9 protein-coding genes are annotated in these 13,818 nt (G+C 59.8%); 5 read left to right on the forward strand and 4 right to left on the reverse strand.

Going from position 1 to position 13,818, the window contains the following annotated elements:
• Positions 1-17: 17 nt before the first annotated feature.
• Genes EQV90_RS10085 through EQV90_RS10100 form a run of 3 tightly spaced genes read right to left on the reverse strand, consistent with a single transcriptional unit; the run spans position 18 to position 2,058 of the window.
• Positions 18-632: a TPM domain-containing protein gene (locus EQV90_RS10085; protein WP_003441098.1), complete on the reverse strand. Its 615-nt coding sequence runs from the start codon at positions 630-632 to the stop codon at positions 18-20.
• A gap of 28 nt (positions 633-660) precedes the next feature.
• Entirely contained in the window at positions 661-1,401 is a 741-nt protein-coding gene (locus tag EQV90_RS21685) for a TPM domain-containing protein (RefSeq protein WP_003441095.1), read from the reverse strand.
• 48 nt (positions 1,402-1,449) lie between these two features.
• Positions 1,450-2,058, reverse strand: a complete 609-nt coding sequence (locus EQV90_RS10100; protein WP_003441093.1) for a LemA family protein — start codon at positions 2,056-2,058, stop codon at positions 1,450-1,452.
• 265 nt (positions 2,059-2,323) lie between these two features.
• On the opposite strand from EQV90_RS10100, the gene bglX reads away from it, so the two are divergent.
• From bglX to codA, 5 genes are all read left to right on the forward strand, one after another.
• Positions 2,324-4,615 (forward strand): beta-glucosidase BglX, encoded by a 2,292-nt coding sequence (gene bglX / locus EQV90_RS10105; RefSeq protein WP_240878052.1) that lies wholly within the window; start codon positions 2,324-2,326, stop codon positions 4,613-4,615.
• 697 nt (positions 4,616-5,312) lie between these two features.
• Positions 5,313-8,186: a ribonucleoside-diphosphate reductase subunit alpha gene (locus EQV90_RS10110; RefSeq protein WP_003441086.1), complete on the forward strand. Its 2,874-nt coding sequence runs from the start codon at positions 5,313-5,315 to the stop codon at positions 8,184-8,186.
• A 387-nt stretch (positions 8,187-8,573) separates the two neighbouring features.
• On the forward strand, positions 8,574-9,839 hold the full coding sequence (gene codB, locus EQV90_RS10115) for a cytosine permease (protein WP_003441082.1): 1,266 nt from the start codon (positions 8,574-8,576) through the stop codon (positions 9,837-9,839).
• Positions 9,836-11,059: a PucR family transcriptional regulator gene (locus EQV90_RS10120; protein ID WP_240878053.1), complete on the forward strand. Its 1,224-nt coding sequence runs from the start codon at positions 9,836-9,838 to the stop codon at positions 11,057-11,059. Before codB ends, EQV90_RS10120 begins: the two co-directional genes overlap by 4 nt.
• Entirely contained in the window at positions 11,056-12,297 is a 1,242-nt protein-coding gene (gene codA, locus EQV90_RS10125; RefSeq protein WP_240878054.1) for a cytosine deaminase, read from the forward strand. The genes EQV90_RS10120 and codA overlap by 4 nt, the downstream gene beginning before the upstream one ends.
• A 172-nt stretch (positions 12,298-12,469) precedes the next feature.
• On the opposite strand, the gene flgE is transcribed toward codA, so the two are convergent.
• The gene (gene flgE, locus EQV90_RS10130) at positions 12,470-13,798 is read right to left on the reverse strand and encodes a flagellar hook protein FlgE (protein WP_240878055.1); all 1,329 of its coding nucleotides are present in this window, start codon (positions 13,796-13,798) and stop codon (positions 12,470-12,472) included.
• Positions 13,799-13,818 lie beyond the last annotated feature (20 nt).

Genomic DNA, 13,818 nt, shown 5'->3' on the forward strand with positions numbered 1-13,818 from the left:
ATTTCAGCCAGCGGCGATTACAACATCACCAGCCGATTGGGCAATTGATTGCGCGGATGGGTTTTCGGCACATGCCGCTCCAGCAGTTCGGCACAGGCATCGATGCAGGAAATAAAGCCTTCAGCCGTATGACCCAATGCCACACGGCGCGTGAAATCACTGACGATGCTGCCCCAATCGCTGTCGTCCAGATGTTGCGATATCCCTTCGTCCACCAGAATCTCGACATAGCGCTCGGCTTCGCTGACAAAAATCAGCACGCCGGTGCGGTCCCGGGTGTGATGCAGTTTTTGTTCGAGAAACTGGCGCCGGGCAAGATTGCTCGCGCGCCAATGCCGAATGCGCGGCGGGATCAAGCGGGTGGTGATGGCCGGCAGACGAAAGATCAGGCTGAGGAAGACGAAGCAGGCCCACTGCAACATCAGCAAGCCGTAAATCTGCAGACCGCCGATCAAAAAATGCACCAGAGCGGGTACCACCAGGGCGATCAGGCTGGCCCATAACAAGGGGATATAGCTGTAATCATCCGCGCGCGGCGCCAGCACGGTGACAATTTCGGCGTCGGTACGCTGTTCGGCGCGGGTTACCGCGTCTGCGACCTGCTGTTGTTGCTGTGGGGTAAGTAAAGCCATGAGTGTCGATGCCCGTTAAATAAGTGAATTACCAGCCGCCGGAAGCTCCGCCGCCGCCAAAACTGCCGCCGCCACCCCGAAAGCCGCCACCGCCTGCGCCACCGAAGCCCCCGCCACCGAACCCGCCGGAGCGGGTGCCACCGCCGCCGCCCGAGTTGCAAATGCCGTAAAACTGGCAGACAGCCACGACCACAACGAACAACAGAAATAGCAGCAACACCACACCGGGGTGCTCGGTCATCAAGTCACTGCCATCGCCCTGCCCGCTGGCGTAGGCCGGCTCAGGCACGGGATCGCCACCCAATACTTGCAGGATCGCGGCAACACCGTCGCTGATGCCCTGGCTGAAGTTACCGGCTTTGAAGGCCGGGGTAATGATCTGATTAATGATGACCGAGGATTGCGCATCGGTCAGGCGGCCTTCCAGACCGTAGCCGACCTCGATCCGCAGTTTGCGGTCATCACGCGAGACGATCAGCAGGGCGCCGTTGTTTTTATCCTTTTGCCCGATACCCCAGGCCCGGCCCAACTGGTAGCCGAAATCCTCAATGGGAGTCCCTTGCAGATCCGCCACCGTAACCACCACCACTTGCTCGCCGGTGGCTTTTTCGTGGGCTTCCAGTGTTTGTGCCAGTTGCTGGCGTGTGGCGGGGTCGAGCATCTGCCCGTCATCCACCACCCGCCCGCTCAGCGTCGGAAAAGTGAGTGCCTGTGCGGTGGCTATAAATAGCCACAGCAACAGACCCAAACCCGGTTTTGATACGCGCATCAGCACCTCGGCAGCTTGCCCCCCAGTAAGTGCAGGGTCAGGCGGTGGTTAGAACTTCACTTCCGGGGCTTTGTCGGCATCCGGTGCGGTGGCCTCGAAAGTCGGGCGAATCGGCAAGTCGCTGTACATCACGGCATGCCACAAACGGCCGGGGAAGGTGCGGATTTCGGTGTTGTAACGTTCAACTGCCTGGATGAAGTCGCGACGGGCCACGCTGATGCGGTTTTCCGTGCCTTCAAGTTGCGACTGCAAGGAGAGGAAGTTTTGATTGGACTTGAGGTCCGGATAGCGCTCGGACACCACCATCAGACGGCTCAAGGCTCCGGTCAGCTGGTTCTGTGCATCCTGGAACTGTTTGAGTTTTTCCGGATTGTTCAGGGTGCTGGCATCCACCTGGATCGACGTTGCCTTGGCCCGTGCCTCAATCACCGCGGTCAGGGTCGCCTGCTCTTGCCTGGCCGCACCTTTGACCGTTTCCACCAGGTTGGGGATCAAGTCGGAGCGCCGCTGGTATTGGTTCTGCACTTGCGACCAGGCCGCCTTGACCTGCTCGTCCAGGGTCGGAATGGTATTGATCCCGCATCCCGCCAGCAGACTGCTCAACGCCAGCAGCGCGATGACTTTCCAGCCCGAGGACCTAACGCTTTGTAATTCCATGCTTGTGACGCTCCGAAATAACCCGATTGAGTTTATTGACCGCATACCCTGTGGAAAAACTCCCTCACCGTGACTGAATATCTCCCGGCAACACTGGATTGCTGGTAGCTAATCAGCTAAAAGACTGCCTGCCATGTGGGAATACTTACCTTAACGATAGGGTAATTTTTAAGTTAAGTAGTCCTTACATCCCCCACAGAACAATATCGCTTCAAAAGCGCGGGCCATCCCTCGCTTTAAGAGAGCGGCCGCGTAGAAGAATGTCATGAGAAATATGTATTTGCTGGGCCTGGCCCTTTGTCTGGCCAGTCACTCGGTTTTAGCCCAGAACCCGCCGACACCGCTCCCGCCCAAAGATGTGTTTGTGGCTGATCTGCTCAAACAAATGACGGTCGATGAAAAGATCGGCCAACTGCGCCTGATCAGCATCGGCCCGGAAATGCCCCGCGAGATGATTCGCAAGGAAATCGCTGCAGGCCGTATCGGCGGCACGTTCAACTCGATCACCCGCGCCGAAAACCGTCCGATGCAGGATGCCGCTCAACGCAGCCGCCTGAAAATCCCGATGTTTTTTGCCTACGACGTGATTCACGGCCATCGCACCATATTCCCTATCAGCCTGGCCCTTGCCTCCAGCTGGGACATGGACGCCATCGGCCTGAGCGGCCGGATTGCCGCCAAAGAAGCCAGCGCCGACGGTATTGACCTGACCTTCGCGCCGATGGTCGACATTGCCCGCGACCCGCGCTGGGGGCGCACCTCGGAAGGTTTTGGCGAAGACACCTACCTGGTATCGCGCATTGCCAAAGTCATGGTCCACGCCTATCAGGGAGTTTCACCCGCCCTGCCCGGCAACATCATGGCCAGCGTCAAGCACTTCGCCCTGTATGGCGCAGTGGAAGGCGGCCGGGACTACAACATCGTCGACATGAGCCCGGTGCGCATGTACCAGGATTACTTGCCTCCGTACCGCGCCGCAATTGATGCCGGCGCTGGCGGGGTGATGGTGGCGCTGAACTCGATCAATGGTATCCCGGCCACCGCCAACATGTGGTTGATGCAGGATCTGCTGCGCAAGGACTGGGGCTTCAAAGGGGTCGCCGTCAGCGACCATGGCGCGATCATCGAGCTGATCAGGCACGGCGTCGCCAAGGACGGGCGCGAAGCCGCCAAGCTGGCAATCAAGGCCGGCATCGACATGAGCATGAACGACAAGGTCTATGGCGAAGAATTGCCGGGCTTGCTGAAGTCGGGCGAAGTGCCACAAAGCGATCTGGATAATGCGGTACGCGAAGTGCTCGGGGCCAAATACGACATGGGTCTGTTTGCCGACCCGTACCTGCGGATCGGCAAGGCCCAGGACGATCCGGCCGATGCCAACGCCGATAGCCGCCTGCACCGGCGCGAAGCCCGCGAAGTGGCGCGCAAGAGTCTGGTCCTGCTGAAGAACCAGGACCAGACCCTGCCACTGAAAAAACAGGCACGCATCGCTCTGGTGGGCCCGCTGGCCAAGGCACCGATCGACATCATGGGCAGCTGGGCGGCCAATGGCCAGCCGGCGCAATCGGTCACCGTGTTTGACGGCATGCGCAACGCACTCGGCCAGCAGGGCACGCTGATTTATGCCCGGGGCGCCAACATCACCGACGACCAGAAAATCGTCGACTATCTGAACTTCCTGAACTTCGACAGCCCGGAAGTGACCAACGACCCGCGCCCGGCCCATGTGATGATTGACGAAGCGGTCAAGGCGGCGCAGCAGGCCGATGTGGTGGTGGCTGTGGTGGGCGAGTCGCGGGGCATGTCCCACGAGTCGTCGAGCCGCACCAGCCTGGACATGCCAGCCAGCCAGCGCGCCCTGATCACCGCCCTCAAGGCCACTGGCAAGCCGTTGGTGCTGGTGCTCATGAATGGCCGGCCGCTGTCGATCGACCTGCAACAGCAGCAGGCCGATGCCGTGCTGGAGACCTGGTTCAGCGGTACTGAAGGCGGCAATGCCATTGCCGATGTCCTGTTCGGCGACTACAACCCCTCCGGCAAGCTGCCCATCACCTTCCCGCGCTCTGTAGGGCAGATTCCGACCTACTACAGCCACCTGAGCATTGGCCGGCCCTTTACCCCGGGCAAGCCGGGCAACTACACCTCGCAGTACTTCGACGAGGCAAACACCCCGCTGTACCCGTTTGGCTATGGCCTGAGCTACACCGATTTCAGCCTGTCGGCCGTCAGCCTGTCCGCCAAAACCCTGAAACCCGGGGCATCACTGACCGCCAGCGTGACCGTGAAAAACACTGGCAAGCGCGATGGCGAAACCGTGGTCCAGCTCTACCTGCATGATGTCGCCGCCTCCATGAGCCGGCCGCTCAAGGAGTTGAAGGACTTCCAGAAAATCATGCTCAAGGCCGGAGAGCAGAAAGTCGTGCAGTTCAACATCGACGAGAACGCGCTGAAGTTCTACAACCCGCAATTGAAATACGTCGCCGAGCCCGGTGAGTTCGAGGTGATGATCGGCCTTGATTCGCAGAACGTGCAGCAAAACAGCTTCCAATTGTTGTAATTTCCCGCATCTGCCGCAAAGGTCAGCCAAGGCCTTTGCGGTGTCTTGAAACACCAATATCCCCTTGACCTTTCCTATCTTTGCACGCGCCTGAAAATGCGTTCGGACAGCGCTGTTTTTTGTGGTAGGGTTCGCGCCCTCAAAATTCAGTCCGGGGCGTTTAATCCGGCAAAATTTGGTGACAAACGGTCTGAAGCCGAGCCCATGGGGCCTACACGGTTTTTTACGCTTTCATACACAAAACACGCAGTGATTCAAGCCAAGATCCTACGTTGCAGAGACTCGGCAAAACGCATATCTTGTATCTATTCGGCCAAACAACCCCACATATAGGGTTTTAGGCCAAAAACCCAACACAACTCAGACGAGAATTTCAAGTCCTTTTCTCGCGCCTGTCGGGTTTGAGTAAACACGCTTTTAAAGTCCAAACCGCGCATGCGGATGGCAGCCGGTTTCCAGCGTAAAAGCCGGAAAGCGGCCCGGGTGTTGCAGTAAAAATACTGTCACCCATCAGGAACAGGATTTGCGCCGGTACGCGCAACGCCAGGACTTCGGCACGGAAGCGGCTTAACCCCCCTTTCTGTACGTCCCGAAGTTGTTATACCCGGCTTGATCGTCGGTTGTAGTGCTTCAGGACGGAACGGTGGGCCCCCAAAAGGTGCCCAAACAAACATAGAGAATGTGGAGACACCCCCCCATGCAAACCGACACAACTCGCGAGAACTCGCAGGGTTCCGATTCAAATCTGGATCTGTCTGCGACCGCGCCAGGCCAATTGCGCGTGATCAAACGTAACGGGACTGTTGTTCCTTACACCGATGACAAGATCACCGTCGCCATCACCAAAGCGTTTCTCGCAGTTGAGGGTGGCAAAGCTGCCGCCTCGTCCCGCATTCACGACACTGTTGCGCGCCTGACTGAACAAGTCACCGCGACCTTCAAGCGTCGCATGCCATCGGGTGGCACCATCCACATCGAAGAAATCCAGGACCAGGTTGAACTGGCCCTGATGCGCGCCGGCGAGCAAAAAGTGGCTCGCGACTACGTGATCTACCGCGATGCCCGCTCCAAGGAGCGTGCTAACCGCGCCCCGGCCGAAGACACTGTCCAGGCTCACCCGTCGATTCGTATCACCCGCGCTGACGGCACGTTCGCACCTCTGGACATGGGCCGCCTGAACACCATCGTCACCGAGGCCTGCGAAGGTCTGGCAGAAGTTGACGGCGACCTGATCCAGCGCGAAACCCTGAAAAACCTCTACGACGGCGTAGCCCTGAGCGACGTCAACACCGCCCTGGTGATGACCGCCCGCACCCTGGTAGAGCGTGAGCCAAACTACTCCTTCGTAACCGCTCGCCTGCTGATGGACACCCTGCGTGCCGAAGGCTTGAGCTTCCTCGAAGTGGCAGAAAGCGCGACTCACCACGAGATGGCCGATCTGTACGCCAAAGCCCTGCCGGCCTACATCGCCAAAGGTATCGAGTTCGATTTGCTGAACCCGGTGCTGGCGACCTTTGACCTGGAAAAACTGGGCAAGGCGATCAACCACGAGCGCGATCAGCAGTTCACCTACCTGGGCCTGCAAACCCTGTACGACCGTTACTTCATCCACAAGGATGGCGTGCGTTTCGAACTGCCGCAGATCTTCTTCATGCGCGTGGCCATGGGCCTGGCAATCGAAGAGAAGCAAAAAGAAGACCGTGCCATCGAGTTCTACAACCTGTTGTCGTCCTTCGACTACATGGCTTCGACTCCGACCCTGTTCAACGCCGGCACCCAGCGTCCACAGCTGTCCAGCTGCTACCTGACCACAGTTCCGGATGACCTGTCGGGCATCTACCACGCGATCCACGACAACGCCATGCTGTCCAAATTCGCCGGTGGCCTGGGCAACGACTGGACTCCGGTACGTGCACTGGGTTCATGGATCAAGGGCACCAACGGCAAATCCCAGGGCGTGGTCCCGTTCCTCAAAGTAGTGAACGATACCGCCGTAGCCGTTAACCAGGGTGGCAAGCGCAAAGGCGCTGTCTGTGCCTACCTGGAAACCTGGCACATGGACATCGAAGAGTTCATCGAGCTGCGCAAGAACACCGGTGATGACCGTCGTCGTACCCACGACATGAACACCGCCAACTGGATCCCTGACCTGTTCATGAAGCGCGTCTTCGATGACGGCCCGTGGACCCTGTTCTCGCCATCCGAAGTACCGGACCTGCACGACCTGACCGGCAAGGCCTTCGAAGAGCGTTACGAGTACTACGAAGCCCTGTCCCAGTACCCGGGCAAGATCAAGCTGTTCAAGACCATTCAGGCCAAAGACCTGTGGCGCAAGATGCTGTCCATGCTGTTTGAAACCGGCCACCCGTGGCTGACCTTCAAAGACCCGTGCAACCTGCGCAGCCCGCAGCAGCACGTGGGCGTGGTCCACAGCTCGAACCTGTGCACCGAGATCACCCTGAACACCAACAAGGACGAAATCGCGGTCTGCAACCTGGGCTCGATCAACCTGCCGAACCACATCAAGGACGGCAAGCTCGATACCGACAAGCTCAAGCGCACCATCGATGTAGCCGTACGCATGCTCGATAACGTAATCGACATCAACTACTACTCGGTGCCACAAGCCCGCAACTCGAACTTCAAGCACCGTCCGGTCGGCCTGGGGATCATGGGCTTCCAGGACGCGCTGTACCTGCAGCACATTCCATACGCCTCGCAAGCGGCCGTGGAATTTGCCGACAAGTCGATGGAAGCGGTCAGCTACTACGCGATCCAGGCGTCCTGCGACCTGGCAGACGAGCGTGGCGCTTACGAGACGTTCCAGGGTTCGCTGTGGTCCAAAGGCGTACTGCCACTGGACTCGCAACAGATCCTGATCGAACAGCGCGGCCAGAAGTACATCGACGTTGACCTGAACGAATCCCTGGATTGGGCACCGGTTCGCGCCCGTGTTCAGAGAGGCATCCGTAACTCCAACATCATGGCCATCGCACCGACCGCCACCATCGCCAACATCACTGGCGTATCGCAGTCGATCGAACCGACTTACCAGAACCTGTACGTGAAATCGAACCTCTCGGGCGAATTCACCGTGATCAACCCGTACCTGGTTCGCGACCTCAAGGCCCGCGACCTGTGGGACTCGGTCATGATCAACGACCTGAAGTACTACGACGGTTCCGTGCAGCAGATCGAACGCATCCCGCAAGAGCTTAAAGAGCTGTATGCCACTGCGTTCGAAGTCGACACCAAGTGGATCGTTGACGCCGCCAGCCGTCGTCAGAAGTGGATCGACCAGGCTCAGTCGCTCAACCTGTACATCGCCGGCGCTTCGGGCAAGAAGCTGGACGTGACCTACCGCATGGCCTGGTACCGTGGTCTGAAAACCACTTACTACCTCCGTGCCCTGGCCGCGACCAGCACCGAGAAGTCCACCGTCAACACCGGCAAGCTCAACGCGGTGTCCAACGGCAACAACAGCGAAGACGTGGTTGCCGCGCCTGCCGGTCCTGCACCGGTGCCAAAGGCTTGCGCCATTGACGAGCCGGATTGCGAAGCTTGCCAATAAGCTGAGCCGTCAGACGGCTTGACCGCCTGACCGAAACCCCCGTTAAACCCTGGTAACAGTTGGGTTTAACGGGGTTTTTTTTTATGGGCAACACACCCGCGTCCAGCGCTGGCAAGCCGGCTCCCACAAGGAGGTCACCAGCCCGTTGTCGGAGCCGGCGATTGGCCATAAGCACCCACAACGGTGCATCAGCGCTACAAAATGAATCACTCTGCACACCTCTGCCCGCCAATCCCCTTCAAATATGTTCAACCTGAACACCGATCTCTATGCCCTCTGCCCGCTTTTTTCTGTTTTGACATCTGGCCCGAAACAGGCCCGCTTATTGCTCTAGCCCCAGGGTGCCACTGACCACGGCCCTACCCATTCGAGGCGGAGAAATACAACATGAGTGCACCCGGCGAATTTCCTTTAAGCGAAGCCCCGCGTTCTGCACGCAAGGGGCTGCTATCGATTTCCATGGTGTTGTTCAGCTTCACGTTCTTTACCGGCACCATGTTCGCCGGCGGCAAACTGGGCATGGCGTTCAACTTCGTCGACATGCTGTGGATTGCGGCCATCGGTAACAGCCTGCTGGCCCTGTATGCCGCCGCACTGGCGCTGATTGCCGCCCGCAGCGGCCTGAATACGGTATTGATGGGGCGTTTTTGCTTTGGCGAGGCCGGCAGCCGTCTCTCGGACTTTCTGCTGGGTTTTGCCGAGCTGGGCTGGTTTGCCTGGGGCACGGCCACCGTGGCCATCGTACTGGTGAAAATGCTCGGCCTGGCAGAAGGCTTCACCTGGCCGCTGATGGTGTTTTTCGGGCTGGGTTTCAGTATCACCGCGATTATCGGCTACAGAGGGCTGGACGTGCTGTCGCGGGTCTCGGTGCCGCTGATGTTTGTCCTGTTGATCGTGTCCATGTACATCGCCACCCGCCATGTCGGCGGCTTCAAGGGCCTGGCAGCGGTAATCCCCCATGAAGCAATGACCTTCTCGGCCGCCATCACCATGGTCTTCGGCACGTTCGCCAGCGGCGCGACCCAAGCCACCAACTGGACCCGGCTATCGCGCACCGGGCGGATTGCCGTCATCGCCAGCGTGGTCAGTTTTCTGCTGGGCAATGGCCTGATGATAGTGGCCGGCGCATGGTGCGCCATGGTCTATCAACAGGCCGACATCGTCAGCGTGATGATGCTCCAGGGCCTGTCGTTCGCCGCGGTAGTCATGCTGTGCCTGAACCTTTGGACGATCCAGGGCCCGACCATCTACAACGTGTCGGCGGCAGCCTGCCATCTGGTGCGCAGCGAACGGCGCCGCACCATGACCCTGATCGCCGCTGCCGTCGGCGTGGTGCTGGCCATTGGCGGCATGTATGAAATGCTGATCCCGTTTCTGGTGCTGCTGGGCTCGATCATCCCGCCCATCGGGGGCGTCATCATGGCCGACTTCTGGTATCGCCATCACGGCAAATACCCGACGCTGGCCAGTGTGAAACTGCCGCGCTACAACGTCCCGGGCCTGACCGCCTACGCCTTCGGCGCACTGCTGGCCTACTGCTCACCGTGGATTGCGCCGCTGGTTGGAATTGCCGCTTCCGCCGCGTGCTACATCCTGCTGCTGGAAATCAGCCGCCGGCGTGCCGTGCTGCCCGTCGTGCAGGAGGACATTTGAGCCTCACGGTTGCAGAAATTCTGGGGCTGGCCGGCCTGGAAGAAATGACCCTGCGCGCCGGTGCCTGCAACCTGCAACGCAACGTGCGCTGGCCCTACGTGGCCGAGAACGAAGGCCTGAGGCAATGGGTCATGGGCGGCGAACTGGTGTTCGTCACCGGCATCAACCATCTCCGGGACGAGGCCAACTTGCTGCGTCTGGTGCACGAAGGCGATGCCAGCGGCATTGCCGGGCTGGTGATCCTGACCGGAGATGCCTTTATTCAGCGTATTCCGGACTCGGTCATAGCACTGTGCGAGGAATACGGTCTGGTGCTGATCGAACAGCCGTACTTGCTGAAGATGGTTATTGTCACGCACCTGATCGGCACGGCGCTGGTACAAATGGGCCAGACCAAGCGTTCACGCCACGACATTCTGGCGCAGTTGCTCAGCGGCGATTATCCGAGCCTGGCCACTGCCCGCCAGCGTGCGGCGCACTTGAAACTGCCTCTGGACGGCCCGCGACGCCTGGTGGCAATGCGGCTGTCGGCGGTCAGCGTGCTGTTCGACAACCATGCCCCGGATGCCGCAGAACGGTTATTGCAACAAACGCGACAGGCCGTACAGGATCATCTGGATATCTGGGCCCGTGCCCTGCCCCGCGCGCTGCCGGTCATCGTCCAGGGGGATCTGTTCATCCTGCTGCTGAACGAGGGCGAAACCATTCGCGCCGAACTGGGCTGCCTGTATCGCGACTTGCATGCCATGATCGGTGACATGGCGCTGTTCATGGGGGTGGCGAGCAAGGCAGAGGATTGCGGCCACTACCATCAGGCGCTGAACGAGGCGCGCCAGGCCCTGGATGTTGCAGAAAATCTGCGCCCGGCCAGCGGTTTCTGTGATTTCAGTGAGCTGGGGGTGCTGCGCCTGTTGCAGGCCATTGGCGAACGCTCGGTGATCGAGGCATTCGTGCAGCAGACCCTGGGTTCCATGATCGAGCCCCGGCGCAAGCAACCCCACAGCCTGCTTGAAACCCTGGACGCCCTGCTCCAGGAAAACGGCAATGCCCTGCAGGCGGCCCGGCGTTTGAACATTCACCGAAACACCATCAACCAACGGATACAACGCATCGAGCAACACAGCGGACAGTCGCTCGATGACCCACTTTTCAGAATGAATGCTTCGGTTGCCCTCCTCGTGTGGCGCATGACCGAAGCCCAACGACAGGACCAAGCATGAACATCATCAATGCCACGCTACGTAAAACTCCAGGCCTGTATACGGTCAGCTGCGAGGGCGAGCGCATTAGCGCCATAACCCAGCAGTGCGCCAGTTTGATGGCGCAGGCGGGCGATATCGACGCTCAAGGCCAATTGCTGATCGCGCCCCTGGTGGAACCGCATATCCACCTGGATGCCGCCCTCACGGCGGGCCAGCCCGAGTGGAACCTGAGCGGCACGCTGTTCGAAGGCATCGAACGCTGGGCGCAGCGCAAGGAAACCATCACCCATGAAGACACCAAACAGCGCGCCCACACCACCATCCGCATGCTGGCCGAGCATGGCATTCAGCATGTGCGTACCCATGTCGACGTCACCGACCCGACGCTGGCTGCCCTCAAGGCGATGATCGAGGTCCGTGAAGAAGCCCGGGGGCTGATCGACCTGCAAATCGTCGCCTTCCCCCAGGAAGGAATCGAGTCCTACGCCGGCGGCCGTGAGTTGATGATCCGTGCAGTGGAGATGGGCGCCGATGTGGTCGGCGGCATTCCGCACTTTGAAAACACCCGCGAGCAAGGCGTCAGCTCGATCAAGTTTCTGATGGACCTGGCTGAGCGCAGCGGTTGCCTGGTGGACGTGCACTGCGACGAAACCGACGACCCGCACTCGCGCTTTCTTGAAGTGCTGGCCGAAGAGGCCCGGGTCCGCGGTATGGGCAGCCGGGTAACCGCCAGCCATACCACGGCCATGGGGTCCTACGACAATGCCTATTGCTCGAAACTGTTTCGCCTGCTCAAGGCTTCGGGGATCAATTTCGTTTCGTGCCCGACCGAAAGCATTCACTTGCAAGGGCGCTTTGACAGCTTTCCAAAACGCCGCGGCGTGACCCGCGTGGCCGAACTGGACCGCGCCGGGATGAACGTGTGCCTGGGCCAGGACTCGATCAAGGACCCCTGGTATCCGCTGGGTAACGGCAACATTCTGCGGGTGCTGGATGCGGGTTTGCACATCTGCCACATGATGGGCTTCGAAGACCTGGCACGTTGCCTGGACCTGGTCACCGACAACAGTGCCCGCACCCTCAACCTTGGCGAGGGTTATGGCATCGCCGTCGGCCGGCCGGCGAACCTGGTGATACTGGACGCCGACAGTGATTACGAAGCAGTACGCCGCCAGGCCAAGGCCCGGGTCTCGATCCGTGCCGGCAAAGTGCTGATGACCCGGGTACCGGAGCGGGTTGAATTCAACAGACCCTGAAGCCATTGTGGGAGCTGGCTTGCCAGCGGTACAAACGACGCGGTACAGCTGCAACACCGCACCGCTGCAATCGCCAGCAGGCTGGCTCTCACAATCAGTAGCAAGCCCCCTGCTTCAACAACAAAAAGCCCCGGCATTGGCGTGCCGGGGCTTTTTGTCGTGCTGCCCGCTATCAGGTCATCTGGATAATGGTCTGCATGATGGTGCTTTGGGTCGAGATGGTCTTGGCGTTGGCCTGGTAGTTGCTCTGCGCCTTGATCAGGTCCACCAGTTCACTGGTCAGGTTGACGTTGGAGTCTTCCAGCGAGTTGGACTGGATCGCGCCCAGGCTGCCGACCTTCGGCGCATCGTAGCCGGCCAGGCCCGAAGCGAAAGTCTCTTTCCAGGCAGTACCGCCCGCCGGCTGCAGGCCTTGTTCGTTGGTGAAGCTGGCCAGCGAGATCTGGCCAATGGCACGGCTCTGGTTGTTGCTGAAGTTGGCGAACATCACGCCTGAACCATCGATGGTCAGGTTGTTGATCTGGCCGGTAGCGTAGCCGTCCTGGGTTGGCGGGTTGCGCGAGGTGTCGGTGTTGTACTGGGTGGTACTGGCCATGTTGATGCCAAAGCCGTCATCTTTGGCCTTGGCGCCGTTGGACACCCATGCACCATTGACGGTTGCGCCAGGCATCCAGTCCGCGACAGTCAAAGTGCTGCTGATGATGTCCGGGCCTCCGGCAACCGGGTTCGGCGTCGTGACGCTGACCAGGGCACCGGTCGAATCGAAACTCATGGTCGAGGCCACCGGATCTTTGACGCCGGCGCCGCTGACCGGGCTGCCATCAGGGTTGCGGCCGTCGATCAGGGTGTAGGTCTTCCAGGTGTTGGAACCGGTCTTCACCATGTACTGATCCATCGGGTGCGGGTTGCCCTGGGTATCGTAGACGGTGGTGTTGAATTTTTTGCTGTAGCTGGCGGTCTCGCCCGGGTCGAACTTGTTCACGACCTGATCAATAGTGTCGGCATTGGAGTTCAGGTTGATCGTGGACTCCACCGAGCCGGTCGGCTTGGGCGCCAGGTTGGAAGTATCGATACGCAGGTCGGTCAAGGTGCCGTTGACGATATTGCCGTTGGCATCCACGCCATAGCCCTGCAAGCGCGACGTGCCGTCTGTGCTGGTCACGTAACCGTCCTTGTCGGACTTGAAGGTCCCGGCGCGGGTGTAGCTCAGGGAGCCATTGTCACTGAGCACGAAGAAGCCGCTGCCGGAGATGCCCATGTCCAGCAGGTTGCCGGTGTTATTGATCGCCCCCTGGCCAAAGTTTTGCGAGACCGCCGCCAGGTTGACGCCGCTGCCGACCGTCTTGCTGCCGATCCCCAGCTTGCTGGCCGAGTAGATATCGGCGAACTCGGCACGGGACGCCTTGAAGCCGGTGGTGGCGACGTTGGCGATGTTGTTGCCGGTAACGTCAAGTTGCTTGTTGGCCGCATACAGGCCGCTAAGGCCGATATTGAATGACATGTGTCTCTCCTTGGGTCGGC

Origin of the sequence: Pseudomonas sp. TMW22089, from assembly GCF_022496645.1 — a bacterium.
GTDB lineage: Bacteria > Pseudomonadota > Gammaproteobacteria > Pseudomonadales > Pseudomonadaceae > Aquipseudomonas > Aquipseudomonas paraversuta.